Origin of the sequence: Paenibacillus cellulositrophicus (assembly GCF_009363095.1) — a bacterium.
In the GTDB taxonomy this organism is placed as follows: Bacteria; Bacillota; Bacilli; order Paenibacillales; family Paenibacillaceae; genus Paenibacillus_AQ; species Paenibacillus_AQ favisporus.
Genome location: NZ_CP045295.1, coordinates 1,015,404 through 1,041,788, shown reverse-complemented (window position 1 = coordinate 1,041,788; position 26,385 = coordinate 1,015,404). Strand labels below are relative to the sequence as shown.

Sequence of the window (26,385 nt, the reverse complement as noted above, 5' to 3'; positions counted from 1 at the left end):
TGGAAGGCGCCGTTTAGGGCATCGTATGGATAACGATGCTTATATCCCTATTATTTCTTCAAGAGGAGTCATCATGGATGAGTAAGTTAGAGCTTTTGCGGCACCCCAAGCAAAGAAAGCTGCTCTTTAGCGCCGGCTTCAGCTGGTTGTTCGACGCTATGGATGTCGGCATCATATCGTTTATCGTTACGGCATTAACGGTCGAATGGAAGCTGTCACCGCAGCAGGTCGGGGTCCTGACCAGCATGAACTCCGTCGGCATGGTCATCGGAGCGGCTGCTGCCGGTTATATGGCCGACCGGTTCGGTCGCAAGACGATCCTGCTGTGGACCCTGCTCATTTTTTCGGTGGCGAGCGGCTTGTCCGCGTTGGCCGCAAGCTTTGCCGTGCTGTGCCTGCTGCGGTTTATTACCGGCATCGGTCTTGGCGGCGAGCTGCCGGTGGCTTCAACGCTCGTCTCGGAGTCGATGCCGGCACGTGACCGCGGCAGAGCCGTCGTCCTGCTGGAAAGCTTCTGGGCGGGAGGATGGCTGGTCGCTGCGCTGGTGTCTTACTTCGTCATTCCGAAGTACGGATGGCAGATTGCGTTTGTCATCGGGGCCTTACCTGCGCTATATGCCATATATTTACGCAAATCCATCGAAGATGCGCCGCGTTTCAAGGAACAGCAAGCAAGCGTCTCCAAGCTGTCCTTCGGGACCAAATTCAAGTCGATTTGGGCTAAAGAGCACAGCCGCTCCACGCTGATGCTTTGGATTCTGTGGTTTACCGTCGTGTTTTCCTATTACGGCATGTTTTTGTGGCTGCCGTCGGTCATGGTTCTCAAAGGCTTCAGTTTGGTCAAAAGTTTTGAGTACGTGCTGATCATGACGATCGCCCAGCTGCCCGGCTATTTTACCGCGGCTTACTTCATCGAGAAGTTCGGACGCAAGTTCGTTATGGTCACTTATTTGACACTTACGGCGCTGAGTGCGCTGTGGTTCGGTTATGCGGACACAGAAGGCATGCTGATTGCCGCGGGCATCTGCTTGTCCTTCTTCAACCTCGGTGCCTGGGGCGGCATGTATGCCTATACGCCGGAGCTGTACCCGACCCGGGTGCGGTCCACCGGCGTGGGGCTGGCCACCTCGGTCGGCCGGGTCGGCGGCGTAATTGCCCCGCTGCTCGTAGGTGTGATGGTTGGCAAGGGCATCAACATCGATACCATTTTCGGCATGTTTTTTGTCATTGTGCTGATCGGTGCAATCGGAGTGCTGCTTCTCGGTAAGGAAACCAAAGGCAAGGAACTGGCCGATTAAACGGCAATAAATACGTCATGTGTTGAAGAAGCTGTCCCGGGCAGCTTCTTTCCTTTTTCGTCATGCATATTTTTGGACTTTGCACGCCCGTTCTTCCGCCCAAGATGACTAAATCTACGGGTTTGATTGTGATTTCCGGTTGTTTTGAATTATAATAAATATTGTTGCAGTTAGACGCTATCAGAATGGGGGAAGGAATATGCAGCTGATCAATCCCGGCATGGTCCAGGAGATGCTAGATTCATTGAAAAACCAGGACCTTTATATACACCTTGAAATGACAACGGGTGCTTACGCTTCACACAACGATTCATCCAAATTTACCGCATCGACGTTTATCCATAACGGCGTCGTCCGATATTCGCAGGGCTCCATCGCCGGCTTTGGCCCTTACCGGGTCGGCCTCAAGATGGAGCAGGGCTGGGTTTATTCCCAAGGCTTGACCCATTTTGAAGAAACGGAAACGGATCGGTTGATCATGGCCGGACATGACAGCGACGGCAAGCTCGTCGTGGCGCTTCAGCTGAGCCGCCAACCATTTTAACGAGAGAGAAGGTTAGACATATGGAAAAACATATCCTTGTGGTGTTTCCCCACCCCGATGATGAGTCGTTCGGCACGTCGGGGACGCTGGCTAAGCATATCCAGGCCGGAACCCAGGTGACGTACGCCTGTTTAACCCTGGGGGAAATGGCCCGCAACATGGGCAATCCCATCTTGGCGAACCGCGTGACGCTTCCCGAGCTGCGCCGGAAGGAGCTGGAGGAGTCCTGCCGGGCGATCGGCATCCAGGATCTTCGCCTCATGGGTCTGCATGACAAGACGGTGGAGTTTGAGGATCAGGAGATGCTCACCAGCCGCCTGCGCGCGTTGATTGACGAAGTGAAGCCGTCGCTGATCATCACGTTCTACCCGGGTTACGCCGTTCATCCGGACCATGACGCGACCGGAGCCGCGGTTATCCGGACCGTGACGGCCATGCCGAAGAAGGAGCGGCCGAAAGTGCACTGCCTGGCGTTCTCCAACGGGTGCGAGAAGATTCTTGGCAAACCGGATGTCCTTGTAGATGTGCGCGATTATTTGCCGCAGAAGTTTGCCTCGATCCGCGCCCATCAGTCGCAGTTCCGCTGGGAGACGAGCGGACAGTCGGAACTGGATAAAGCCGTGCTGGAGCGCTTCAGCCAAGAGCGGTTCTGGACTTATCATTTTGAATAATAGCATGGATTCGAAGACAAGCCGGACGGGCTGCTGCCATCACTGCAGCGCCCGTCTTTTTTTTGTGGCAGCGTTACCGAAGCCGTAAGCCGGCCCGTGGTGCGAAAGCACATCAAGCGCGTCTTGGCACCAGTGGGGGATATTGACAACATGGGGCTCCGGCGGATACAATTTGTGAAATCCTGTTTGGATTTAACATGTGAGCAGAAAGGTGTGTGGCCCTGGAGATGAGCCGAGAAGAGTTGAGAAGAGCAGAGATTGACGAGAATGAGCGTACCGCAGAACAAGGTACCGCAGCAGGGATGACAAGAAGAGGGCTGGCCGATGAGGAGCCAAGTCGTGATCAGTTTAGCCTTTCCGAAGGAGATGCGGGCGACATCCGGCTGGAACGGATCGTCTTCATCGGTAGAACCTATGACGAATATTTGCGGATGTTTCATTTGAAGCCCGAGGACTTGAAGGGACGAACCGTCCTGGACTGCCCCGGTGGGGCATGCTCGTTTACGGCCAAAGCGAGGCAGATCGGCATTGAAGCCGTTACTGCGGATATAGCCTATCAGTTTGATCCTGCGGCACTTGAGGCGAAGGGAAGGCTCGATATCGGACATGCGGTGCAGCATGTGGAGAGCCTGGGCGATCAGTACCGGTGGGACGAATTCGGCGGTCCCGAGGGGCTCCGCAGCGAGCGTACCAAGGCCTTGACCGCCACGGTCGAGGATATGGAGCAGCATCCTGAGCGATATGTTGCCGCCGTTTTGCCGGTGCTGCCCTTTGCAGACCGGCAGTTTGACATGACGCTGTCAGCGCATTTTTTGTTTATGTACAGCGACAAGCTGGATTACGCGTTTCATGAGCAGACGGTGGGTGAGCTGATGCGGGTGACGAAGGAGGAAATCCGGATTTTTCCGCTGGTGGACCAGAGCAGCCGCAGGTACAAGGACATGCAGAAGCTGCTGACGTTCGCCGCTGGAAACGGATGGTCAGCCGAGGAACGGCCGTCGGACTACGAGTTCCAGCGCGGAGCATCCTCAATGCTGGTGCTGACAAGAAACTGACGGGAAAAAGAATGGCCAACGAGACAGACGTTGGATGCCGGCATAATGCCGATGTTGGATCGTAACCGTCTTTTGTCAGTTCCGCAGAACTTATTCTTATTAAATCATAAAAAAGCCGGAGAGCCTGCGTATGCAGGGCTCTCCGGCTTTTATACTGTTTGCGGCCGATTGCAGCCGCCGGGCGGGATGAATTATGATTCCTTGTCCGTCAAAGCGTTCAGGGTCGCTTCCGGCCACAAATTCCAGGGATGCTCGGCAGGCGGAAGTGAGGCAAGTACGATCTCTTCCTTTGTGATGGGATGAGGCACGCCGACGATGACAGACCACAGGGCGATCTGCTGCCCCGGCTTATTTACCCCATTGCCGTATTTCTGATCGCCATAGAGCGGACAGCCGGCATGGCTCATCTGAACCCGAATCTGATGGGACCGGCCGGTATGGAGCTCCACCTTGACCAAGCTATAGCGGTCCGTCTCTGCGATCACTTCGTAATCCAGCAGTGCTTCCTTCGCGCCGGTTGTTCCCGGCTTCACTACAGACACGGTATTGGTCTTGGCATCCTTGAGCAGGATATCTTTCAGGCTTCCTGCCGGCGCAGGCAGCCTCCCGTGTACGACGGCCGCATACACTTTGCGGAACTTGCGGGAGCGTACCGTTTCCGACAGCCGAGAGGCGGCCTTGGATGTCTTGGCAAACACCATCGCCCCGCCGACGGGACGATCCAGCCGATGCACCAGGCCGACAAATACGTTGCCGGGCTTGTTATACCGGATCTTGATGTCCTCCTTGAGCAGGCTGACCAGATCGGCGTCCCCGGAGGCATCTTCCTGCGTAGGAACGTTGACCGGCTTCACGATGCCTAATAAATGATTGTCCTCATACAAAATCGGAATGCGGACGTCCTGACCATCGGCTCTGCTCATGGTTTAAGACTCCCATCTTCCCAAAATACCGCAAGGCAGATTCAGTCCGGAGGCGGTAATCGGCAGTCCGAGCTCGCCACAGGAAATGCTTCCTCCAAACCGGCGGGCTGCCGTCATGGACAGGATGTTATGCAGTACGGTCGGCGAAATACCGGTCGTATACGAATTAATGAGCATAAACAATGGGTTGTCCGACATGATGCTCATGCAGCTTTCGACGAAGGGATAGAGGCTCTGCTCCAGCTTCCACATTTCCCCGCCGGGTCCACGGCCGTAGGATGGCGGGTCCATGATGATCGCATCGTATTTATTGCCGCGGCGCTGTTCGCGCTGCACGAATTTGAACACGTCGTCCGTTATGAAACGGACCGGACGGTCCCCGAGACCGGACAGCTGCAGGTTCTCCTTGGCCCATTGAACCATGCCTTTTGCGGCGTCGACATGGACGACTTGGGCGCCTGCGGAAGCTGCCGCCACGCTGGCTCCGCCGGTATAGGCGAACAGGTTCAGCACCTGGATCGGCCGGCCCGCCCCGGCGATCTTGTCCATCATCCAGCGCCAGTTGGCTGCTTGCTCAGGGAACAAACCGGTATGCTTAAAGTTGGTAGGGCGGATATGGAACTTCAGCTTGTCGTAGGAAATGGTCCAACGGTCGGGGATCGGCTTTTTCATGTCCCATTGGCCGCCGCCCGAAGAGCTTCGGTGGTAATGCCCGTGAACTTGGCGCCACTGCCCCGTTTCGTTGGTGAGCGGCCATATAATCTGCGGGTCGGGTCTGCGGAGAATGACGTCTCCCCAACGCTCCAGCTTTTCCCCGTCCCCGGTATCAATCAATTCATAATCCTGCCAATCGCGTGCTACATACATGAATGCATTCCATCCTTCTGTTCTTTAATTTCATTTAGCTTATATTGTACAACATTTCGTACATACAATGCACTTTCTTCATACTCGGGGCGGGTAAAGGTATAATAAAGATAACCCCTCGCGAAAGGAGGACTTGCCGGTGAGCAGCAGACAGAAAATATCGTGGATTCTCACTTGGTTTGGCTTGTTTTGCGGCATTCTTTATGTCAATCTGGCGGTCCGTGGCGGCACGAAGGATTGGTTTGGCTTCCTTGTCTTCGCCGTGCTTCCGCTTGGAATCGGACTTATACTGCACACGAAAACGAAAAAAGCGAGAGCATGGATGGAGATCACCCCCGAGATGGAGAAGAGCATTCTCCACCTGGCTGCGGAGCAGGAGAACCTGCTGACCGCTGCGGACGTTGCCTTGAATACGATGCTCAGCATGGAGCAGGCCGGCGAGGCGCTGGAAGCGATGCGCCGCAAGGGACAGGTCCATTTACGGGTAGCGGATAACGGGGCGCTGGTCTATGAATTCCAGGACGTTCTATCGATGGAAGCCAAGCTGAATGCGGAGCGGGTGTAAAACCGTATCCACCCCGCCCCGCGCAACGAAATAAACCGGCTGCGCCTTGGACATGCCAAGCGCAGCCGGTTTTTCTTGTGGCGATTATTGGGACGCCATGTACTCGTAGTAGTCCTGCTGTCTCATCACTTTGAAGCCGCAGGACTCATACAGCCGGAGCGCATTGGGGTTCTGAACCGCCACCTCCAGCCATATGTCTCGCCCCCGGGCTATCGCTTCGGATACGATGAGCATCAGTGTGCTGCGGCCGATCCCCTGACCCCGAACGGATGCTTTCACCGCAAAGCCGTATATCCACGTATCGGATCCTGTATCTTCAAGAGATACCTTACCGACGGTAACCCCATCCCGTTTAATGATGAGCGGCCGGGTTCCCGTTTCCTGCAGCAGCGATGAGTAGATTTCGGCCGATTCCTCCCGGCTCATCTCGAATCCTTCCTGATCGATAGCGATGATGTCCTCCATGTCGGCAAGCTCCGCGCTTCGCAGCTGGACCGACGGGTCCGCTTCCGTGACAGTTTGGCCGTCGTCATGCCATTTCATTTGATACTCCGAATGGCAGAACACCCCTCCTTGGGACTCGATGAAGCCAATGCCGCTGGAAGAGGAAGCCGGTGTATTCAGAAGGACGGTCTTATAGGCTGAAACGTTAGCTGAGCGGATGGCGTCCTTCCATAGATTCGTAAATATTCCCTGGCGCCGGTAATCCGGATGAACCATGCCGCATACCTCGAGACCGCCGCCGAGCGGATATAAAGCGAGAAAACCGGTCAGCATATCTCCGGAATAATGAAAAAAGTCCAGCTTTGCGTCCGCGGGACGTGACTTCAGCATGCTCCAGTTTAATTTCAGAGTGATGGAATCGGCCCGCTCGCACAGCTCCTGCAGAGCGGAAATATCGCCTAGTTGACTTGGATTAAGAATAGTCTGCTTCCCCCATATTCGTTATTTTCTGCTATCATATCATGTTCCTATTTAGCGTTAAAGAGAGTGAATTGCACTTATTTTTTGTTCATGCAGAGCCTTCATGATTAGGCGGTCATACCTCACTTCATACAGCGGAGTGGAATAGGATGAATGTAACATTTCTAGGAAGGGAGCCATCCGTATGCCGGTGAAAAACGGTAAGGAGTATATAGAACGGATCGACCAGGCACAGCCGGAGGTTTGGCTTCGAGGTAAGCAAATCCAAGGAAAGCTGTCCGACCATGCGGCTTTCCGCGGTTTAATGAGCACTCAGGCGTCTTTGTACGATATGCAGGTCGCGGAGGAGTATGCGCAGCTTATGACATACACGTCTCCGGAAACCGGGGAACCGGTAGGCTTATCGTACTTACAGCCGAAGACGCAGGAAGATTTGGCCAGACGCAGGAGAGCGATGATGCTGTGGGGTGAGCGGCATTTCGGCCTGCTCGGCAGATCGCCGGATTATATGAACACGGCCGTTATGGCCTACGCTGCCGCCTCGGAGCTGCTGGCTGAAGCGGATGCGAAGTATGCGGACAACATGCGGAATTACTACCGATACTGCTCAGAGCATGACATTACGCTGTCCCACGCCTTCGTGCAGCCGGCGGCGAGCCGTACCGCCGAAATGCTTGATGACGGAACGGTCCTCAATACCGCGGCGCGCATCGTCGACCAGACGACAGAAGGCGTCATGGTGTCAGGCGCGTTTCTGCTGGCGACCCAGGGCGTCACAGCTGATGAAATACTCGTGTATCCGCCAGCATCGTTCCTGTTTCAGGAGGAAGACAACCCCGAAACTTTTGCTTTTGCCGTCCCGAACAACCTTCCGGGTATGAAGTGGATAAGCCGGGAAAGCCTGGTCGGCGGCGATTCGGCTTACGATTATCCGCTCAGCTCGCGATTTGAGGAAATGGACACTCTCGTCATTTTCGATCACGTGCTCGTTCCTTGGGAGCGTATATTCATTCTTGGCAACGACAGCCTGTCCATACGCTTCTTTGCACAGAGCGGCTTTCACGTTCATGCAGCACACCAGGTTTGCTGCCGATACGTGGCGAAGACCGAGTTTGTTCTGGGAGTCATTTTGTCCATTGTCGACGCACTGGAAAGAACCGGAAGCGTGGTCACCGAACAAGTGACAGAGGTGATCGTAAATCTGGAGTCGCTCAAGGCGCTGCTGCTCGCTTCCGAAGCGGGTGCAAAGGTGGACCGGTGGGGAAGCATGCTGCCCGACTATAAGCCGCTCTGGTCCGCTACCGTCATCTATCCCCAAATGTATGCACGGATGATGGAAATTATCCAGCTGCTCGGGTCCAGCAGCGTCATTATGATTCCGTCGGAGCAGGATTTTGAGGCATCCGGGATTGCTCCCTATTTATCGACTTATCTTAAAGGCAGCAACATGGACGCCCGGGATAAGACTGCGCTGTTCCGGCTGGCCTGGGAGCTGAGCAGCAGCGGTTTCGGCGGGCGGCAGCAGCTCTACGAACGCTTTTTCTTCGGGGGACAGCAGGTAACCAGCAACAGGCTGTTTCAAGGCTATTTGGATAAGGAGATGTACAAGGAGCGGGTTCAGCGATTTCTGCGGGATTTGTAATCGCCGTTCTACGGATCGGTCATATTCCACCCGGACCACTCATATATCTGTAATGGGGAACGTACGCAAGCAGCACGGGAGAGAGAAGCCGCCTGGGAAGAGCCATCCTTTCACAGAGGAGGCGGGCGGCGATGACGATCGATCAGCTGATCGCTTTATTGGCACTTGTCGTCATGATCATAGGACTTGTCAGCGGAAAAGGAAAATCATAAGCTGCAAAAAAAAGAGAGCTATATTTCAGCTCTCTTTTTTTGCCTGCAAACCGCTTAACGATTCTGACCCGGGGCCTCCGTCCCGTTAAGATCGAATTTTATCGATGCTAAAGCGGCCCCTCTTTGCGATTCTGCCTCAGCACTAATCAGTAACCATTTGCCCTCCGTTGATGTGGATCGTCGTTCCGGTGATATACGACCCGTCGTCCGAAGCCAGCAGCACATACGTGGGTGCCAGCTCGTAAGGCTGGGCGGCACGCCCCAACGGCACGTCGCGGCCGAAGACGGCAATCCGCTCAGGAGGTATCGAAGCGGGATTGAGCGGCGTCCATACGGGACCCGGAGCAACTGCGTTAACCCGGATGCATTGAGGGGCAAGATTTCGGGCGAGAGCGCGGGTGAAGCTGACGATCGCACCTTTGGTCGAGGAGTAGTCCATGAGCGTATCATTGCCGACATACGCAGTCACGGATGCGGTGTTTACGATGCTGCTTCCCGGCCGGAGGTGGGGGAGGACCGCCTTGGTCAGAAGGATAAAGGACAAAATGTTCACTTCGAACGTATTGCGCAGCTGTTCTTCGGAAATGTCCAGCAGTGAGGTTTGGAAGTACTGAACCCCGGCATTGTTAATGAGAATGTCGATTTTCCCGAATGCCCTCAGAGTGCTGTCAACGATATACGATGCGAAGCCCGGCGACCGCACGTCAACGGGAAGCAGTAGACATGTTCTGCCGAGCTGGCGGATTCGCCGCTCCGTGTCCTGAGCATCCCTGTGCTCATTAAGATATACGATCACAAGGTCGGCGCCTTCTTTGGCAAAAGCGATGGCGACCGCACGGCCGATACCGCTGTCTCCTCCGGTGATGATCGCCACCTTGTCCTTTAATTTACCGGTTCCGATATAGTTCGGATTTTCAGATACGGGGAGCGGGTTCATCACATATTCAATGCCCGGCTGCCCGTGCTGGTGCTGATCCGGCGGAAAAGCCACCGGAATGTCCTTGCACTGGTGAATGACGCCATATTTAGCATACGGATAGTTCATCGGCCAATCCTTCCCTAAGCTTTTGATGGTACACAGTCTATTCACGGGATGGGCGAGTGTGCCAGTTATTTTTAAGTCTTACATCGAAATAACAAACGAACATAAACGGCTGTCCCGGACATAAATATGTACCAAAGCTGATGATCACCCAATGATGACGCATGTTGTTGGCATTAGGGATCCTTTTGGAAGGAGGAGGGCCGATTGATAGTAAGCAATGAGATGAATGCTGACAAGAAAATGACACCCAAACGAAAAAAATGGTTCACGCGCAATGATTGGACCGGCTATTTGTTCAGCGCCCCATTAATTATCGGCGTGCTCGCATTTGCCATCTATCCGATGTTTGCCGCATTGTTTATCAGCTTTCACCAGACGTCGGGCCTGTCGCTGAACGGAAAGTGGGTGGGGCTCAGCAATTACCGGTATGCCCTGGAGGATCCGGTCTTCTGGCAAGCGCTTACAAATACGTTTTTGATGGGCGTCTTGTCCGTGGTGCTCGGCATCGTATTATCCTTTGTGCTGGCGAGCCTGATCAACAATCTCAAATGGAACTTCGGCAAAAACTTTTTTAAGGCCGTCTATTTTCTGCCGAACGTCGTGTCGGCGGTAGCGACCAGTCTCCTGTTCTCGTTTCTGTTTTTCCCATCGAAAGAAGGGCTGCTGAACTTTGTGCTGAGCTGGTTCGGGGTTCACCATCCCATCGGCTGGTTTACGAATCCGGAGGTGTCGCGCTACAGCATCGTGCTGATGAGCCTGTGGGGGGCGCTTGGCTACAACACGATCATTTTTCTGGCTGGCCTGCAAAGCGTGCCGCGCGACCTGTACGAAGCCGCTGAAGTCGATGGGGCGGGCGGGTACAAGAAATGGCTCCATATCACCATCCCTTATTTACGTCCGATCTTCGTCTTTATGCTCATTATGGGCACGATCGGCGGCATGAAGCGGTTCACTGACGTGTGGCTGATCGGCGGTACGGCGGGCAATCCGGGCGGAAGCCTGATGACGGTGGTGCTGTACATATACCGGAACGCATTTTTGGCATCGCAAATGGGTCTGGCCACAGCCGCTTCTTATCTGCTGTTCATCATCATTTTGGCGCTGACCGCAGTCATGATGCTGTTGAACCGCCGCAAAGACAGCCTCGACTGACGCACTAGAGCCAATACCGTCGTCATATCAGAACTACATGATACTTAAGCAAAGGAGGTCCCGCCATGATCCAAACGGCCGATTCCAAGACGCTGCGCCGCAAAAAAATCCCTCTCAGTCAGTGGATTCTCGCCATCGTGCTGTTTCTCGGCTCCTTTATTATGATCGTGCCATTCCTGTGGATGCTCGTGACCAGCTTTGACTGGGGGGCCCGGCTGAACATTACGTTTCCGCCGAAAATCTGGCCGGAAGAGCCGTCCATACGCACGTATGAAGTAGCCTTTACGAACATTAAAATGTTCCGCTATATCATCAATTCCATCATCGTCAGCGCAGGCGTTATCGTTGTCAGCTCGCTGTCCGCGCTGCTGTCCGGTTATGCCCTCTCCAAGCTGCGGTTCAAAGGGGCGAGCCTGGTGCTTCTGCTGGCGCTGAGTACGATGATGATTCCGTTTGAAATGACCATGATTCCACAGTACCTGCTCTTCAGCAAGCTGGGGCTTCTGGACAATTATCTGGCTTTTTATTTACCAGCACTTAACTATGCCTTCGGCACGTTTTTGGCCAAAGCCTTCATCGACCAGCTGCCATCCAGCCTGCGCGAAGCCGCCATTCTCGACGGCGCCGGGGAGTTCACCGTGTTCGGCCGGGTGTATTTGCCGCTCTGCACGCCGATTATCGCCACCATGATCATCCTCCTGTTCCTGGGCGTGTGGAACGAAATGCTGTGGCCGCTGCTGGTGCTGAAGAATGCTGCCAAATATACGATCCAGATCGGCCTGGCGATGTTTACCTATAACAACGGCATCAACCAACAGCCCTCGATCATTATGGCTGCAACGGCGGTCAGTCTCATTCCTGTCGTCGTCGTATATATGTTTTTGCAGCGTTACATTATCGAAAGCATTGCTTTGTCCGGGATCAAGCAGTAAACCCGGCGAAGCGCGGCCTTGGGGCCGCACGGCACCTATGATGATTGCGAACACACTGATGATGAAAAGGGGGAACATGCATGAAAAAATGGCTTATGCTGCTGCTGTCCTGTACGCTCGTATTCACGCTGGCAGCCTGCTCTGAGGGATCAGGCAAAGACGTGACCGGCGGCGTGGAAATCAAGCAAGTCTCTGACATGAAAGGAACCGTCCGGGTGGCGCTGGCCGGCTGGCAGCTCGACAACGGCATCAACGCGCAGACAGGCAATCCGACGATCGGGCTGACCGAGTACATGGATAAGACGTTCAAGAAAATGTACCCGAATATCAAGGTGGAGCTGTACCAAATTCCTTGGGAGAACGTAAAGGCCAAGCAAACGGCGATGCTCATGTCGGGGGATGCCGACGTGCTGTACACCGGGGGAGCTTTTGCCTCCCAATGGTATCAGGACGGACTGTTGCGTGATCTGGACGACTTGATCAAAGAAGACACATCGTTTGATCCCGGCATTTATCTGGACGGCATCATGAACAATTCCTACAGCACCAAGTCACCGGACGGATCCAAGCAGTTCGGCATTCCTGCCGTGCTGGGCCGCCGCATGACGATCTATGACAAAAAGCTGTTCAGCGACTGGGGCGTCGAAGGCTTGACGGAGAAAGCGCCCCCGGAAGAAATTTTGGAAAAAGCCAAAAAGATGACCGGCAAAAATCCGAAAACCGGCGAGCAGAACTACGGCGTATACTGGTCGGGCAACTCGCTGAACGGCTCCACTTTTGTGGCGCTGACCCTGGCTTTCGGAGCGAAAGGGGCCGAAGGCTCGCTGAAAGACGTAAAGTCGATCAAATGGCATCTGAACACCCCGGAAATGGTGAAGGTCATGGAATGGCTGAAGGAAGCCGCAAAGCTGCCGCCGGCCGGCTTTATCACAGCCCAGGGAGCGGAAAACTTCGGGCTTGAGAAAAACAACATCGCGATTGCGCTGGACAGCACCGGCGGCGCGACGATGAACGAATTTATCGCAAACAATAACAAGGATTTGCTGGACCGGTTCGAGCCGGTGATGAATATGGGTCCGAAAGGTGAAGGCTGGGTGGCCGTGGATCCGTTCGTCATGGCGAAGAACGCCAAGGACGTGAAAGCTTCCTGGGAAGTTCTCAAATTCCTGACCAGCCCGATGACGCAAAAATATACGTATGAGAACTTCGCGATGACACCGACGATCAAGCAGGCCGATTTTGTGAAGCCGGAAGACAAATATGTGAAAAAGGCGCTGGACATCGCCAATGTCGGGCACTCCGAGCTGATGGACGAAGCCAATCCGTTCTATATGAGCGATATCGTCCCGGCCGTCAACGGCTTTATCAGCAAGGCGGCTTCCGGCAACGCGCCGGACATCCAGCAGTTCCTGGACGAACTGCAGGACCGCGCGGAAAAATGGTCCGCCAATCTGAAGTGACAGGTTAAAGCGAGTGCAGGGCCCTTCACGGGGCCTTTGCACTTCCTTTTTACCAGGAGACGCAAGGACGATATTCGAAATTGTAGCTGCCTAGCGGCAGGAGCAAATGATCCCATTGCGTGTGTTTGAAAAACAGTATGTAAGGAGGTCCCATGATGGTTCGTGTTGGTTTGGTCGGGGCAGGCGGAATCGCCTCCGAGCATTTGAAGCATATTGACGATCATGATCAGGCAGAGCTGGTCGCCGTGTGCGATATTTCCGCGAAGCAGGCGGAACTAGCCGTAAAACGGTATGGTGGAGTCGCTTATACGGATATCCGGCGGATGCTGGCGAATGAGCAGCTGGATGCGCTCTTTGTGTGCGTTCCCCCCTTTGCCCATGGCGATATTGAAGAGCAGGCGGCGGGAAGGGGCATTCATCTGCTGGTGGAAAAGCCGCTGGGTCTGGATATGGGCACTGTACGGCAAAAAGCGGATTTTATCCGGAAAGCGGGCGTCATGACGGCCACAGGCTACTGCCTAAGGTATATGGAGCCGGTACAGAAGGCGAAACAGTACCTGGCCGGCAAAGAAATCGCCATGGTGCGGGCCCACAGGTTCGGCGGGTTGCCGGATACCCCTTGGTGGGTGGACCATGCCAAATCGGGCGGACAGCTGGTAGAGCAGACGACCCATAATGTGGATCTTATGCTGTACTTGGCCGGAACAGTCCACAAGGTCAGTGCTGACATGGCCCTGCTGCTGAACAGGGACGTTCCCGGGATCACGACGCCGGATGCCGCTTCGGTCAACCTGGTGTTCGATTCGGGCGCAATCGGCCACATTGACACCGGTTTTCTACCCCAGCCGGACAGCCGTTCCTCCCTGGAGATCATTGGAAGGGATTTCAGATTGACGCTCGAAGGAACGTCGCTTACCATTCTGGAACCGGAGCAGACGATCATTCTTCGCGGCAAATCCGATTTCTACAAAGTCCAGGACGACGCTTTCTTTCGGGCCGTTGCCACGGGTGACCAGAGCTTGATTCTGGCTCCGTATGAAGAAGCGATGCACACGCTGGAAGTGACGCTGGCTGCCAACGAATCGGCACAAAGCGGATTGCCGGTGACCATAACCAAGAGGGGGTAAATATAGAGCCCCTGAAGGAGCCTGCGGGCTCCTTTTTTGCGTATCCGGATAGCCGTATGCCGTGCATAAACATATCGATGCCGTGCATAATCACGCCTTTTCCATAATCAGGATATGACGGAGTATTCCAGAATAGAATCTGGTAAACCGTTTTCGATCTATCAATTTGGATTTTTTGGATTCAGTGATTGTATACGTCAATTCGATGAAGGAAACAGTCACAGTTAAGCCAATTTGTATCATCATTACGATGGGGACAGCGCCTTCAAAAAGAAAATAAATTCCGGATAGAAGGCTCCATTCTCTATCAGGAAACGGGATTCCCGGCATTCCCTAGTTCTTGTTTTCTTGCGAAGATCTTGCTTCTGCTGTCCCAAACAAGGTAAACTCAAACTTAGGCATAAAAAGAGCTGGAACAAGAAGGAAGGATTAGCATGTTGGATCTGAATGTGAATGAGCCGGATCAGCTGGTTCAGGTTGCCCATGCATTGTCCACCAGGGCGAGGGTGGATATGCTGAAACTGCTCTACACGCGGAGCATGAATATCATCGAAATTTCGGAAGCACTCAAGCTGCCGGTGTCGACAGTGGCGAACAACGTCAAAATTTTGGAGGCCGCCAAGCTGCTGACGACAGAGCTTCTGCCCGCGGCCCGGGGGGCGATGAAGGTATGCACCCGCAGTTATGATGACATCCATATCAGTCTCAACCCGGCGATCCAATCGACCAAGGAAAATTACGGCGTTTATGAGGTCGAAATTCCGATCGGATTGTACAGCGATTGCGAAGTATTCCCGACCTGCGGCATGGCGAGCGGCACCGAAATGATCATCCGGGAAGACGAGCCAGCGAGCTTCTACCATCCAAAGCATATCGATGCGCAGATCATCTGGTTCCGCAAAGGTTACTTGGAGTACATTTTGCCGCTGGAGCTTCCGCAAAACGTCAAAATCAAATCGCTTGAGCTGTCCATGGAAATCTGCTCGGAGGCGCCCAACTTCGATAACGATTGGCCCTCGGACATATCGGTCTGGGTGAACGGGCTTGAGATCGGGATGTGGACGAGTCCAGGGGATTTCGGGGACCGCCGCGGCAGGCTGAACCCCTCCTGGTGGCTCGATTGGACGACGCAGTACGGCCTCTTGAAAACGTGGCGGGTCGATGAGGACCGAACGACGCTGGATATGAAAAAGGTATCGGATGTGGGCATCAACGATCTTCAGCTGGATGGGCGTCCGAATTTGCGCCTGCGGATCGGCGTGGATCCAAATGCGGTCCATAAAGGCGGAGTGAACATCTTCGGGCGGCAGTTCGGCGATTATGAGCAGGACATCAAGATGCGTATTCAATATGTTCCCCTCACGGAGGAAGCGTAAAACCATTGTTACAACAAGTTTGTAACAATGGTTTTTTTGTTTCTGTCACCGGGCTTGTGGATTTTTATGGGAGAAGAGCGTGGTTAAGGCAAATTTTTCTTGTTGATAAAGCGATGAAGCTAATTTGATATGCACGAGAATATAAACATCTCAAAATTTTTTATTACAAAAAAATGAAATGAATGCGTTGACAAAATAGAAGTTTAGCCGTAATATAGCCCCATAAGAACAATAAAGTTGTAATAAAACAATAACGTTGTTCTTTAGAACGACTACGGTGACGAAAATGGGGGGTACGTATGAGAAGAAAATTCAGCTTCATGTGGATCACATTACTGTCTCTGACCTTATTGCTCAGCGCCTGCGGCAGCGGTAGCAGTGGCGGGGCGGACAGTGCAGGCGGAGATGCGTCCGGCGGTACTGGTGAAAGCGCTTCGACGGATACGGGCGGCGGCAGCGGCGAGAAAGTGAATCTTTCCTTCTGGACGCTGTTTGACGGCGGAGACGGTGATAACATGCAGGCGATGGTAGACCAGTTCAATAAAGAGCATCCCGATATTCAGGTGAAAAATACGAAGCTCGTCTGGGGCGAGTATTATACGAAGCTGATCACAGCGGTTGGCGCAGGCAACGGTCCGGATGTGGGCATCTCCCATATTTCCCGTCTTCCCGACCTGATCAATCAGGGAGTTGCCACCGAGCTGGACGATTCGGCAAAGGATGCCAACATCGACTGGAGCACGTTCAACCAGAACATTCTGGAAGCTTCCGTTTACGATGACAAGCATTATGCGGTTCCGATCGATACACATCCGTTTATTATGTACTACAATAAAAAGCTGCTTAAAGACGCAGGGCTGCTCGGCGAAGACGGCAAGCCGGTTCTGGAGCAATCGGGCGAGGGATTCATCAAGTTTCTGACAACGCTGAAAGAGAAGCTTCCGAAAGGCAAATATCCGTTTGCGCTCTCGAGCTCCAACGATGATCCATTCCGTTTCTGGTGGGCACTTTATTCGCAGCAGGGCGGCAATGACGTCGTATCCGACGATCTGAAATCAGCCGACATCGACAAAGAAAAAGCTGTAAAAGCCGCGGATTATATCAAGGACTTATACCATAAGTACAATTTCATCAAGCAGAACGACCCGGATTTCTATAAAACGTTCCAGAGCGGGAATGCGGCGATCATGATGACCGGCGTGTGGGCGACCGGAACGTGGGAGAAAACGAAAGGGCTGGAATTCGGGGCCATGCCGATCCCTAAAGTTTTCGACCAGGAAGCGACATGGGGCGATTCGCATACGATCATTCTGCCGGCAACGAGCAATGAAGATCCGGAGAAGCGCAAAGCTGCACTGATTTTCGCCAACTGGATCGCCGACCACGGAGAAATCTGGGCGAAAGCAGGCCATATCCCTTCGAAGCCGGCCGTATTCGACAAGCCGGAATTCAAAGAGATGCCGTACCGGAGCGATTATGTCTCGGTGGCAAGCACAGTTAAATTCAACAAGCATTCCGACAAGAACTGGCAGATCCGCGATAACGCGCTCTTTAAATATTTGAACGAAGTTTGGTCCAACAAGATGTCGAGCTCGGATGCCGTTGACAAAATGCAGACCGAGATCGGTAAAGTTTTAAGCGAGTAACCATGAGGGTATGATCCATCAGACAGGTTTGGGGCGGCTGGCTCCAAGCCTGCCTGAGCGATGTGGGAGAGGAAGGTGAGTCATGAAGAAGCTTCGGATCGACTTGCAGGCACTGATTTTTTTACTGCCCTTTCTGATTGTGTATGTGTTGTTTACGATCTGGCCGATGATTAAGGGCGCGCAGATGAGCTTTTATAAATGGACCCTGATCCGGAAGATGAAATATGTCGGGTGGGACAATTTCCAGCGCATGTTTCATGACGACCAGTTCTGGGCTGCGGTATGGCATTCTACGATTTTCGTCTTTCTGACGACGCCGACCATGATCGTGCTGGCCATCGCGCTGGCACTTATCGCGAACCGGAAATCCAAGCTGCAGAAGCTGTACCGCAGTGCGTTTTTTCTGCCAAGCATTCTTTCGGTTTCGGTGGCATCGTATTTGGGGTTGTTTATGTTCCAGCCCTATACCGGCTTCATTAACGGGATTCTGCATGGACTCGGCATCCTGGCGGAAGGGAAAGAGATCTTCTGGCTCACCGAGCCGTCGCTGGCCTGGATTGCGGTCGCCGCTCTGACGCTGTGGTGGACGGTGGGGTTCAACTTTATTTTGTATCTGTCCGCCATGCAGGAAATTCCGGACGAAATTTATGAGGCGGCATCGCTGGACGGCGCGGCCAAAGGGCAGATGTTCTGGCGGATCACGCTGCCGATGATGAATTCGATCACACGGATGATTCTGATGCTGCAAATTATCGCTTCCTATAAAGTGTTCATGCAAATTTACATCATTACGGGCGGCGGACCGCTGGATTCGACAAGGCCGATCATCCAGTACATTTACCAGAGCGGTTTCAAAAAAAATGACCTGGGTTACGCGGCGACGATGTCCTATATGCTGTTTGCGATTTTGCTCGTATTGTCGATTATCCAGTATATCGTTAACAACCGGAAGGAGGCGGCTTAAGGCATGAAATGGGTATACCGGATCATTTCTGTCATCGCGGCGTGCGTGTTTCTGGTTCCGCTGGTCTGGATGCTGGTCGTATCGATCAAGCAGGAAGGAATGAAGGTCTCCGGTTTGTTCGACTGGTTTACGCCGCCATATTCTCTCGCGGTGTACGGACAAATTATCAGCGGCACCAAGCTGATGCAGTGGGTGTGGAACAGCTTCTTCGTCGCAGGCGTCGTCACGGTTCTGACCGTTCTAGTTGCGGCTATGGCGGCTTATGCGTTGTCCAAAATTCCTTTCCGTTTTAAAGCCATCATGTTCTTTTTCATTTTGGCGGGTCTTCTCGTTCCCGGCGAAGCAACCATCATTCCGCTGTATCAGGTCGCCAAGGACATGCATTTGCTGAATTCGTACCAGGGGCTGATCGTCACAGCGCTGGCTTCGCCGATGGCGGTTATCGTGCTTAAAGGATTTTTTGACGGCATCCCGAACGACCTGATTGAGAGCGTGCAGATGGATGGAGGCGGCGTGTGGAAAATATTCGCGGTGATCATGCTGCCGCTGACCCGCCCGGCGCTCGCGTCGATGGCGATTCTGACCTTTATCGGCTCGTGGAACAATTTCCTCTGGCCATTCCTGTCGCTGACAAACGACAAGCTGTTTACGCTGCCGATGGGAATTCCGACCTTGATGAGCCAGTACTCGGAGGATTACGTGAAGCCGATGGTTGTGAACACGCTGTCTTCCATCCCGATCATTATTCTGTTTGTGATCTTTGAACGGCAAATCATCAAGGGGATCAGCCTGTCGGGGATTAAAGGGTGAGCGGCACGGCCGTAGCCGGGATTGAGCCGAAGCGGCGCGAGCGTGCCATCGATTTGTTCAAAGGACTGCTGATCGTCGGGATGGTGTGCTGCCACACGCTGCAATTTTTCAGCGATCCGGTCGTATACCCGTCCATCAGCCGCTGGATCGATTTCTTCAACCTCATCACCTTTTCGGGGTTTGTGTTCAGCTTCGGGTATGTATCGCAGCTTGCTTATTATTCCAAGCCGTTTCGCAGCGCTTGCCCGCGGATGCTGGCAGCCGCGCTGAAAACACTGCTGGCCTTTTATGTATCCGGAACGGCGTTCAGGGTGTTCCATGACGGAGCGCCGCTCCAGTGGGACACGATTCGGCCGATCATGCTGCTGAAGGATATTCCGGGCTGGTCCGAGTTCCTGGTGTCTTTTACGTATTTGATGGTCCTCGGCTTAGTCCTGTTCGTTCCGCTGCGCTGGCTATCCGGGCGAAAGTGGCTTGGTTTTCTGGCGGCCGGCCTGCTGCTTGCAGGGACGCTGTTTCCTTATGGAGCGGTCCATGTTCCCCAGCTTGGGTTATTGGTCGGCACGAGGGATTTCGCCTCGTTTCCGCCTGTTCAATATTTTCCGTATTACCTGCTTGGGATCTTGTTCGCCAAATACCGGATTCGCTTCGACTGGCTCGTTCTCGCCGGATCGGTGCTTGCAACCGGACTGTTTGCGGCAAATTGGCGGTATGCCGGGGAGCTTCCTTCGCGGTTTCCGCCTTCATTGTTCTGGATTATCGGTGCTGCCTTCATATTATATGGTTATTATTTGCTGGCCAGGGTATTGGAACGCATTCCGTACGCGTTTGGCTTTCTGGAGTCGATGGGGCGGAACGTGCTTTTGTATCTGGTGCTCAGCAATTTACTGATTTTTACGGTAAAAAGCAGCCGGCCGGATCTTCTCGTCGGAAGCGGCGGCGGCTTGCTGTACGCGTCAGGATGGCTCGCCGTATGCGGATTTTGCAGCTGGATCGTTACCAAGCGTACGCGCTAAATGTGATTACTTCAAAGGAGTAGAGAGAAATGACAGAGATGCTGCGCGGCGAATATCCTCGCCCACAATTGGTTAGAGCGGATTGGCTCAACCTTAACGGAGTATGGAATTTTGAATTTGATGACGAAGCGGCCGGCGAGAGGGAAAAATGGTACGAGCATCCTTCCTTCTCGCGGACCATCCAGGTTCCGTTTTGCTATCAGAGCAAGCTGAGCGGAATCGGAGATCCTTCGTTCCATGATATCGTGTGGTACCATCGGAACTTTACGGTGCCGACAGCGTACCAAGGCAAGCGGCTGATTCTGCATTTCGGTGCCGTGGATTATGAATGCAAAGTATGGGTGAACGGCAGGCTCGCCGCTATTCACGAAGGCGGTCATACACCGTTTCAAGCGGATATTACGGACCTGCTTCAGGGTGCGGACAACTCGATCGTGGTAAAAGCCGTCGATTACAGCCGGGACGCGGCGCTTCCGCGGGGCAAGCAGTACTGGGAGGAACAATCCGCCGGAATCTTCTATACGAGAACGACGGGAATTTGGCAGACGGTATGGATCGAACCTGTGCATGACCTCCATATCCGTAGGATTCGGCTGACGCCGGATATCGATACGAATGAAGTGTCCCTGCAGGCTTTCATTCAGGGCTGGGACACCCGGGCCAAGCTTCAATTAAAGTCGGTTATTTCTTTCGCGGGGCAAGTCGTTTCCGAAGATACCTTTTCGGTGACGGGGAAAGACGAGATGCGCCGCATCCGCCTGCACGATTTTAACGATCATGGCTTGGGGCGCTGGTGGTCGCCTGAACGCCCGAATTTGTATGACTTGGAGCTGACGCTCCTGGTTGACGGAGAAGCGGTGGATACCGTCGCCAGTTACTTCGGCATGCGGAAAATTTCGATCGAGGACGGCGTCGTGCTGCTCAATAACCGTCCTTATTATATGAAAATGGTGCTGGACCAAGGGTATTTTCCGGACGGCCTGCTGACCGCACCTTCCGATGAAGCGCTGAAAAAAGACATTGAGTTGACGAAGGAAATGGGATTCAACGGCGCCCGAAAGCATCAAAAAATCGAAGACCCCCGTTACCTGTACTGGGCGGACCGTTTGGGCCTGCTTGTCTGGGGAGAAATGGCCAACGCATTCCGGTTCACGGAAACCTATGCCGGTCAGATCACCCGGGAATGGCTGCAGGCGGTGGAGCGGGATTATAATCATCCCTGCATCGTGGCCTGGGTTCCGCTCAATGAAAGCTGGGGCGTAACGAATATATTGGTGAGCCCTGCCGAGCAGCAGCATGCGCTGGCGCTGTATCACATGACCAAATCGCTGGACATGTCACGTCCGGTCATCTCTAACGACGGCTGGGAACTGGTCAAAACCGACCTGGTTACCATTCATGATTACGAATGGCGCAAAGAAGTGCTGGCAGACCGCTATTCGACCGTGGAGCAGGCGCTTCAGGCAAAACCGGGCAACCGCTGGATTCTGGTGCCGGGGTATCCTTATGAAGGACAGCCGCTGCTGCTTACCGAATTCGGCGGAATCTCATTCCAGAAGGGGAACCAGGAAGGGTGGGGTTACTCCGGAGCGTCGAATGAGGAAGATTTCGAACGGCGCCTGGCCGACGTGGTTCAGGGCACTCTCGCTTCGCCCGTGCTTCAGGGCTTCTGCTATACGCAGCTGACGGACGTCGAACAGGAAATTAACGGTTTGCTGACATACGACCGGCAGCCAAAGATTCCGCTGGAGAAGATCCGTGAGATTGTGCAGGGACGTTGATACACCTTTTAAAATAGAGTGGCTAATATGTAAATAAAGAGTGAAGAGGGCCCCGTTTAGGGGCTTTCTTTTTTTGTAAATGGTGGCATCGCCTAGTTAATCGGTATAAAGACTGTTATAATACAAAAGACAAAGATATGATTGATCAGGATAAAGTGGGCCCTTTCTTTGTTTAGAACCATCGCGTGACCAATGGAACCCGAGTCCGAATAAAACCATGGTGATACAGGAAAAGGGGAATGAGAAATGGAAATGAAGCTGATTTTTACAAACAAAGGCAAAAATGCCATCGGGAACTTCGAAAACGATGAGCTGATCGAAGTGTTCACGAGGTACAGTAAGACATTGATGAAAAAGTACGATCTCGTCGTGTCGGTTCCCTCTGAAGATAACCGTGACATTACGGCCGATGGTACCATCAACGTGCAACTGAACGACGTCAAATGCGATGTTCAAACGTTCTTCAAGGAACTGGCCAGAGATGTGAAGGTTCCGTTAAAGAAACGGCTGGACGCCGGCGAGACGCTGGATGGCGTGTTTAAGGCGGAGCTGGTCAATTAAGGCATTAGAATAATCGTTAATGAAGAAAAGGGAGCCGGCGGGCTCCCTTTTTTTTGATGATCGAGCGGAACCAAGCAAATGCAGCTTAGCCTTTTAGAGCGGATATTCATCCGTTTAGGATAGCAACACCGGCCGTTAATTCCGACCAGACCGCCTTCACGTCTCCGGCTTTCATGACTTTCCCGAAGTACTGCGCAATGTTCGACAAGGTCATTTCGTGGGCCTCGGCAGAGGAACCGGCGCAGGCGTCCTCGACGAGCGTCACGTTATAGTCGAGCATGAATGCGTCCCTGGCGGTCGACTCCACGCATACGTTCGTGAGGACGCCGGTCAGGACAACGGATGTGCACCCCAGAGAGCGCAGCATCAAATCGAGGTTGGTGCCGATAAATGCGCTGTACCGATGCTTTTCCACCACATAATCGCCCTCCTTGGGCTCCAGCCCGTACAGCTCCGTGCCCCAACTTCCCTTCTCGACGATCCGAAGCGGGTTGCCGCTGGCCGTATGCTGCAGCTCCCATGCCTGGGAGGTAGTGCCCGCATCCAACGTCATTTGTACGAAGATGACCGGCACCCCGCTAGCCCTCGCTTGACCGGTAAGGTCATGGATGGGCCGCACACAAGCCTGGAAAGCCGGAATATCGACGACTCCCGCGCGGCCGCAGGCTCCGTTTTCGTGGCAAAAATCGTTTTGCATGTCGATGATGATCAGGGCGGTATCCTCCGGATGAAGCCATGCATGGGTACTCAAATGAAATCCCTCCAAAATAAATGTTGTTGTGTATATGTCAAATAATATAACATTAGAACCCCAATTACAGGATATCGCACTTTTTTATACCCTGAATGACAAGAAATATGATATAAATAGGATAATATATGTTATTTATTCTTACACGATCGGAAATTCCTCCGACCTGCTGATCGGTAAAACCAATTTTTATGGAAGGTGGGGATGGAATGGATCTGGAAGGTCTGCATTCATTTGCAACGATCGCCAAGGAGAAGAGCATTTCCAAGGCTGCCCAGACGCTGCATGTCACCCAGCCTACGCTTAGCGCGAGAATACGCAAGCTGGAGGAGGGGATGGGAGTCAAGCTGCTGGACCGGGGGTGGGACGGAGTGAAGCTGACGCAGGAAGGGCATTATTTTCTGTATTATGCGATCCAAATGGTAAGCCAGTTCAACAATGCCTCTGCGATGCTGAACAAAGCAGATCTGCTGAAGTTCGATCGTTCCCTTGCCGAAGTGACCCGCATGGACCGGATAGTGATCGGCGTCGACACCGGACTGTCCGGCAGGTTCGTGTACCCTCTGGTTGCCGAATTGCAGCGCATTCGCCCCGATCTGAAGTGTAAGTATGTTTCCCGTTCGTCCATGCTGCTCATTGATCTGATCGAGTACGGGGTCATCGATATCGGGCTGTTTTATGATGTGAAGGAATGCCGCCATTTGCAGCCGGTGCATCTTCTGGACGACGAATGGGTACTGCTGTGTTCGGAAGAAGCCTACCAGGGCGTGATCTGCAAGGATGATGACCTTATCGACGTGCTCAAGCATGACATGTTCGTGCTGTTCGAAAATCCGATTGCCACCTATGTGAATGTATGGGAGGTGCTGTCCAGACTGTTTGGGTCCACGCCCGACAAGTTCCAAATCGTGGACAGCAGCGATATGATGCTGGGGGTCGTGGCCAACGGCCAGGGATACACGTTCGTGCCCAAATGCTACGTCCCTGAGTTGTACCTGGAGGCCTATCCCATCCGAATGATCCCTTTTGGTTCCATGCTGCCGGCTCTGCCGGTATACATGGCATACTCGGAAACCGTCCAGCTCGACGTGCCGATCGGCGAATTGCAGCGCAGGCTGCTTGCCAGATACAAGCCGGGCGCAGGGCACACCGCCGCTTCCGGCGGTTTGAATGGATAAGGAGACAAATACAAAATAGGAGCACCCTCCTGGATGAAATGAGCCGGGAGGGTGCTTTTTTGCTTGTGCGGATTCAAACGAAGAAGTCGATCAAGCACGGATTCATCATGATACAGGTGCAGCGGGTACAGTTGTCATACCGTTTCTGAACATCGGCTGGATGACGGGCTCGATGCCCTCGACATCGATGTCATACAAAGTGCCCAGAAGCGAAAGGAGCGGAATGGCGGCAGACGCTGCCGCTTCTATACGCTCTTTGGCCATCGGGATGCCGATGATCGCTGCCTGCAGAACCTCGGCGGTGATTTCTTCAGCATCCCTTTCTTTCCGGGTGGTGGCGGTTAGCTTGTATTCGTTATCCATAGTATTCCTCCTCTGGTATGGTATGTAGCGGGCTGATTCGGCTGTCCACTGATCAGGTGATGTGCAGAAACCGGTTTTTCGACTAGTCCAGCCCCGGATGATGAAAATGCCAGTCCGTGCTCTGTTCATACGCATGGCCGATGCCGAGGAGCTCCGCTTCGGCAAACGGTTTGCCGATGAGCTGCATGCTGATCGGCATCCCTGCAGCCGAGAAGCCGCAGGGCATGGCGAGGCTCGGCAGGCCGGTTACGTTCGTCGGCATGGTCAGTTCAGCGAAGCGCATGCTGATTTCGACGTCGTGGATGCCGGGCGCAGTTGCCGGGAGGGTCGGGGTAAGCAGGACGTCAGCTGCAGACAGCGCCTGCATATACTCCTGCTGCAGCAGCCGGCGCGCCCGCTGTGCCTGCAAATAATGGACGGCCGGGATCAGGCGGGCGCCTTCGATCATTCCCCGGACATCCGGTCCGTACTGCTCCGGCTGTTCCCGGTACCACTTCTCGTGAATGGAGGCGACTTCGCCCATACAAATGCCGTTGCCGATCGCGCCGACATGGCTGAGGAGCGGGATATCCACTTCAATGACATTCGCGCCGAGCAGCTTGAACTGCTCCATGGCCGCCTGAAGGGCGGCCTCCACCTCCGGATCAATGCCGTCGTAGTAAAAGGACGAGGGAATCCCGATCGTGATGCCGTGCAGATCGCCGCGCAGCATGCCGGTGAAATCCGGGACCGATACGTCGGCCGACGTATCGTCAAGCGGGTCATACCCCGCCATAGCCTGAAGGCAGATGGCGGCGTCTTGGGTCGAGCGGGTCAGCGGGCCGGCGTGGTCCAGTGACCACGACAGCGGAAAAATGCCATGGCGGCTGACCCTGCCGTATGTCGGCTTCAAGCCGACGATGCCGCAGGCTGCTGCGGGAATGCGGACTGAGCCGCCGGTGTCCGTGCCTGTGCCCATGTAGGCAAGTCCTGCCGAGACGGCCGATCCCGAGCCACCGCTTGAGCCGCCCGGGGATTTCTCCAGGTTCCACGGATTGCGGCAGGGACCGAAATGAGGGCTGTTCGTCAGCGTCCCGGCGGCAAACTCATGGGTCTGCACTTTGCCGAGCAGGACCGCGCCTGCTTCTGCCAGCTTACGGACGACGGTGGCATCCGTATCCGGCACGAATGTTTCGAGGATTTTGGAGCCGACAGCCGTCCGGATTCCCTGGGTATTGTAAATATCTTTGTGGGCGATAGGAATTCCGTGAAGCGGACCTCTGTACTCTCCTTTCATGATTTCAACTTCGGCCGCTTTGGCCTGAGCGAGCGCGAGATCGGCCGTAACCGTTACGTACGCATTCAGCCGGGGATTGAGCGTTTCAATCCGTTCGAGAAGCATCTGCGTAATTTCGACGGGTGAAATGCGGCGGCTGCGGATCCGTTCCGATAAGCCGGCGATCGTATCATACAGCAGCTCCTGATGCAGGGTGGTCATAGATAACATCTCCTTTGCTAAAAAAGATTGTGGATGAGTGCTCTA

The 26,385-nt window shown here is 53.8% G+C and carries 25 protein-coding genes; 18 read left to right on the top strand and 7 right to left on the bottom strand.

The features are described 5' to 3' along the window. Window positions 1-77 precede the first annotated feature (77 nt). From GCU45_RS04650 to GCU45_RS04635, 4 genes are all read left to right on the top strand, one after another. Window positions 78-1,298 carry an MFS transporter gene (locus tag GCU45_RS04650; protein WP_152398242.1) on the top strand — a complete coding sequence of 407 codons (1,221 nt, stop codon included), beginning with the start codon at window positions 78-80 and terminating at the stop codon, window positions 1,296-1,298. Between the two features lie 199 nt (window positions 1,299-1,497). Continuing rightward, complete coding sequence (locus tag GCU45_RS04645; RefSeq protein ID WP_076170972.1) at window positions 1,498-1,842, top strand: YojF family protein; 345 nt, start codon at window positions 1,498-1,500, stop codon at window positions 1,840-1,842. 20 nt (window positions 1,843-1,862) lie between these two features. Beyond that, a complete protein-coding gene (gene bshB2 / locus GCU45_RS04640; protein ID WP_105442154.1) occupies window positions 1,863-2,513 on the top strand; it encodes a bacillithiol biosynthesis deacetylase BshB2 in 651 nt (216 codons plus the stop codon). A 227-nt stretch (window positions 2,514-2,740) separates the two neighbouring features. After that, on the top strand, window positions 2,741-3,568 hold the full coding sequence (locus tag GCU45_RS04635) for an SAM-dependent methyltransferase (RefSeq protein ID WP_244364438.1): 828 nt from the start codon (window positions 2,741-2,743) through the stop codon (window positions 3,566-3,568). Between the two features lie 191 nt (window positions 3,569-3,759). On the opposite strand, the gene GCU45_RS04630 is transcribed toward GCU45_RS04635, so the two are convergent. Together GCU45_RS04630 and GCU45_RS04625 are read right to left on the bottom strand one after the other, a co-directional pair. Next, on the bottom strand, window positions 3,760-4,491 hold the full coding sequence (locus GCU45_RS04630; RefSeq protein ID WP_152398241.1) for an RluA family pseudouridine synthase: 732 nt from the start codon (window positions 4,489-4,491) through the stop codon (window positions 3,760-3,762). 3 nt (window positions 4,492-4,494) lie between these two features. After that, complete coding sequence (locus tag GCU45_RS04625) at window positions 4,495-5,358, bottom strand: class I SAM-dependent methyltransferase (RefSeq protein ID WP_076170978.1); 864 nt, start codon at window positions 5,356-5,358, stop codon at window positions 4,495-4,497. Window positions 5,359-5,497: 139 nt separating this feature from the next. Here GCU45_RS04625 and GCU45_RS04620 point away from each other — a divergent pair, with 139 nt between their 5' ends. After that, window positions 5,498-5,923: a hypothetical protein gene (locus GCU45_RS04620; protein ID WP_152398240.1), complete on the top strand. Its 426-nt coding sequence runs from the start codon at window positions 5,498-5,500 to the stop codon at window positions 5,921-5,923. 84 nt (window positions 5,924-6,007) lie between these two features. Here the strand turns inward: GCU45_RS04620 and GCU45_RS04615 are convergent, their stop codons facing one another. Then, window positions 6,008-6,757 carry a GNAT family N-acetyltransferase gene (locus GCU45_RS04615; RefSeq protein WP_105442157.1) on the bottom strand — a complete coding sequence of 250 codons (750 nt, stop codon included), beginning with the start codon at window positions 6,755-6,757 and terminating at the stop codon, window positions 6,008-6,010. Window positions 6,758-7,031: 274 nt separating this feature from the next. On the opposite strand from GCU45_RS04615, the gene hpaB reads away from it, so the two are divergent. Next, window positions 7,032-8,489, top strand: a complete 1,458-nt coding sequence (hpaB, locus tag GCU45_RS04610) for a 4-hydroxyphenylacetate 3-monooxygenase, oxygenase component (protein ID WP_152398239.1) — start codon at window positions 7,032-7,034, stop codon at window positions 8,487-8,489. 354 nt (window positions 8,490-8,843) lie between these two features. On the opposite strand, the gene GCU45_RS04605 is transcribed toward hpaB, so the two are convergent. Continuing rightward, entirely contained in the window at window positions 8,844-9,746 is a 903-nt protein-coding gene (locus tag GCU45_RS04605) for an SDR family oxidoreductase (protein WP_152398238.1), read from the bottom strand. Between the two features lie 222 nt (window positions 9,747-9,968). On the opposite strand from GCU45_RS04605, the gene GCU45_RS04600 reads away from it, so the two are divergent. From GCU45_RS04600 to GCU45_RS04550, 11 genes are all read left to right on the top strand, one after another. Further along, window positions 9,969-10,898, top strand: a complete 930-nt coding sequence (locus GCU45_RS04600; RefSeq protein ID WP_152402790.1) for an ABC transporter permease subunit — start codon at window positions 9,969-9,971, stop codon at window positions 10,896-10,898. A 65-nt stretch (window positions 10,899-10,963) separates the two neighbouring features. Further along, window positions 10,964-11,830 (top strand): carbohydrate ABC transporter permease, encoded by an 867-nt coding sequence (locus GCU45_RS04595; protein WP_152398237.1) that lies wholly within the window; start codon window positions 10,964-10,966, stop codon window positions 11,828-11,830. An 80-nt stretch (window positions 11,831-11,910) separates the two neighbouring features. Then, window positions 11,911-13,290 (top strand): extracellular solute-binding protein, encoded by a 1,380-nt coding sequence (locus GCU45_RS04590; RefSeq protein ID WP_152398236.1) that lies wholly within the window; start codon window positions 11,911-11,913, stop codon window positions 13,288-13,290. A 152-nt stretch (window positions 13,291-13,442) separates the two neighbouring features. Then, complete coding sequence (locus GCU45_RS04585) at window positions 13,443-14,417, top strand: Gfo/Idh/MocA family protein (RefSeq protein WP_244364435.1); 975 nt, start codon at window positions 13,443-13,445, stop codon at window positions 14,415-14,417. A 434-nt stretch (window positions 14,418-14,851) separates the two neighbouring features. Further along, on the top strand, window positions 14,852-15,793 hold the full coding sequence (locus tag GCU45_RS04580) for an ArsR/SmtB family transcription factor (protein WP_152398235.1): 942 nt from the start codon (window positions 14,852-14,854) through the stop codon (window positions 15,791-15,793). Between the two features lie 299 nt (window positions 15,794-16,092). Then, window positions 16,093-17,439 (top strand): ABC transporter substrate-binding protein, encoded by a 1,347-nt coding sequence (locus GCU45_RS04575; RefSeq protein ID WP_152398234.1) that lies wholly within the window; start codon window positions 16,093-16,095, stop codon window positions 17,437-17,439. An 82-nt stretch (window positions 17,440-17,521) separates the two neighbouring features. After that, complete coding sequence (locus tag GCU45_RS04570) at window positions 17,522-18,403, top strand: carbohydrate ABC transporter permease (protein WP_152398233.1); 882 nt, start codon at window positions 17,522-17,524, stop codon at window positions 18,401-18,403. A gap of 3 nt (window positions 18,404-18,406) precedes the next feature. Further along, window positions 18,407-19,213, top strand: a complete 807-nt coding sequence (locus GCU45_RS04565; RefSeq protein ID WP_152398232.1) for a carbohydrate ABC transporter permease — start codon at window positions 18,407-18,409, stop codon at window positions 19,211-19,213. Continuing rightward, window positions 19,210-20,229: an acyltransferase family protein gene (locus tag GCU45_RS04560; RefSeq protein WP_152398231.1), complete on the top strand. Its 1,020-nt coding sequence runs from the start codon at window positions 19,210-19,212 to the stop codon at window positions 20,227-20,229. The genes GCU45_RS04565 and GCU45_RS04560 overlap by 4 nt, the downstream gene beginning before the upstream one ends. A 29-nt stretch (window positions 20,230-20,258) precedes the next feature. Next, a complete protein-coding gene (locus GCU45_RS04555; RefSeq protein ID WP_152398230.1) occupies window positions 20,259-22,010 on the top strand; it encodes a glycoside hydrolase family 2 protein in 1,752 nt (583 codons plus the stop codon). A 246-nt stretch (window positions 22,011-22,256) separates the two neighbouring features. Beyond that, window positions 22,257-22,571, top strand: a complete 315-nt coding sequence (locus GCU45_RS04550) for a hypothetical protein (protein WP_152398229.1) — start codon at window positions 22,257-22,259, stop codon at window positions 22,569-22,571. 106 nt (window positions 22,572-22,677) lie between these two features. On the opposite strand, the gene GCU45_RS04545 is transcribed toward GCU45_RS04550, so the two are convergent. Then, window positions 22,678-23,322, bottom strand: coding sequence for a cysteine hydrolase family protein (locus tag GCU45_RS04545; RefSeq protein WP_152398228.1), 645 nt, complete (start codon window positions 23,320-23,322; stop codon window positions 22,678-22,680). A gap of 209 nt (window positions 23,323-23,531) precedes the next feature. Between GCU45_RS04545 and GCU45_RS04540 the strand changes: the two genes are divergently transcribed. Then, a complete protein-coding gene (locus tag GCU45_RS04540; RefSeq protein ID WP_167527084.1) occupies window positions 23,532-24,500 on the top strand; it encodes a LysR family transcriptional regulator in 969 nt (322 codons plus the stop codon). A 105-nt stretch (window positions 24,501-24,605) separates the two neighbouring features. Here the strand turns inward: GCU45_RS04540 and GCU45_RS04535 are convergent, their stop codons facing one another. Beyond that, entirely contained in the window at window positions 24,606-24,863 is a 258-nt protein-coding gene (locus GCU45_RS04535) for a hypothetical protein (RefSeq protein WP_152398226.1), read from the bottom strand. An 82-nt stretch (window positions 24,864-24,945) separates the two neighbouring features. Next, on the bottom strand, window positions 24,946-26,340 hold the full coding sequence (locus tag GCU45_RS04530) for an amidase (RefSeq protein WP_152398225.1): 1,395 nt from the start codon (window positions 26,338-26,340) through the stop codon (window positions 24,946-24,948). Between the last annotated feature and the right edge of the window lie 45 nt (window positions 26,341-26,385).

Coding starts and splice junctions, on each gene's coding strand:
- GCU45_RS04650 (WP_152398242.1), top strand. CDS start 78: ATGAGTAAGTTAGAGCTTTTGCGGCACCCCAAGCAAAGAAAGCTGCTC.
- GCU45_RS04645 (WP_076170972.1), top strand. CDS start 1,498: ATGCAGCTGATCAATCCCGGCATGGTCCAGGAGATGCTAGATTCATTG.
- bshB2 (WP_105442154.1), top strand. CDS start 1,863: ATGGAAAAACATATCCTTGTGGTGTTTCCCCACCCCGATGATGAGTCG.
- GCU45_RS04635 (WP_244364438.1), top strand. CDS start 2,741: ATGAGCCGAGAAGAGTTGAGAAGAGCAGAGATTGACGAGAATGAGCGT.
- GCU45_RS04630 (WP_152398241.1), bottom strand. CDS start 4,491: ATGAGCAGAGCCGATGGTCAGGACGTCCGCATTCCGATTTTGTATGAG.
- GCU45_RS04625 (WP_076170978.1), bottom strand. CDS start 5,358: ATGTATGTAGCACGCGATTGGCAGGATTATGAATTGATTGATACCGGG.
- GCU45_RS04615 (WP_105442157.1), bottom strand. CDS start 6,757: ATGCTGAAGTCACGTCCCGCGGACGCAAAGCTGGACTTTTTTCATTAT.
- hpaB (WP_152398239.1), top strand. CDS start 7,032: ATGCCGGTGAAAAACGGTAAGGAGTATATAGAACGGATCGACCAGGCA.
- GCU45_RS04605 (WP_152398238.1), bottom strand. CDS start 9,746: ATGAACTATCCGTATGCTAAATATGGCGTCATTCACCAGTGCAAGGAC.
- GCU45_RS04600 (WP_152402790.1), top strand. CDS start 9,969: ATGAATGCTGACAAGAAAATGACACCCAAACGAAAAAAATGGTTCACG.
- GCU45_RS04595 (WP_152398237.1), top strand. CDS start 10,964: ATGATCCAAACGGCCGATTCCAAGACGCTGCGCCGCAAAAAAATCCCT.
- GCU45_RS04590 (WP_152398236.1), top strand. CDS start 11,911: ATGAAAAAATGGCTTATGCTGCTGCTGTCCTGTACGCTCGTATTCACG.
- GCU45_RS04585 (WP_244364435.1), top strand. CDS start 13,443: ATGATGGTTCGTGTTGGTTTGGTCGGGGCAGGCGGAATCGCCTCCGAG.
- GCU45_RS04580 (WP_152398235.1), top strand. CDS start 14,852: ATGTTGGATCTGAATGTGAATGAGCCGGATCAGCTGGTTCAGGTTGCC.
- GCU45_RS04575 (WP_152398234.1), top strand. CDS start 16,093: ATGAGAAGAAAATTCAGCTTCATGTGGATCACATTACTGTCTCTGACC.
- GCU45_RS04570 (WP_152398233.1), top strand. CDS start 17,522: ATGAAGAAGCTTCGGATCGACTTGCAGGCACTGATTTTTTTACTGCCC.
- GCU45_RS04565 (WP_152398232.1), top strand. CDS start 18,407: ATGAAATGGGTATACCGGATCATTTCTGTCATCGCGGCGTGCGTGTTT.
- GCU45_RS04555 (WP_152398230.1), top strand. CDS start 20,259: ATGACAGAGATGCTGCGCGGCGAATATCCTCGCCCACAATTGGTTAGA.
- GCU45_RS04550 (WP_152398229.1), top strand. CDS start 22,257: ATGGAAATGAAGCTGATTTTTACAAACAAAGGCAAAAATGCCATCGGG.
- GCU45_RS04540 (WP_167527084.1), top strand. CDS start 23,532: ATGGATCTGGAAGGTCTGCATTCATTTGCAACGATCGCCAAGGAGAAG.
- GCU45_RS04535 (WP_152398226.1), bottom strand. CDS start 24,863: ATGGATAACGAATACAAGCTAACCGCCACCACCCGGAAAGAAAGGGAT.
- GCU45_RS04530 (WP_152398225.1), bottom strand. CDS start 26,340: ATGACCACCCTGCATCAGGAGCTGCTGTATGATACGATCGCCGGCTTA.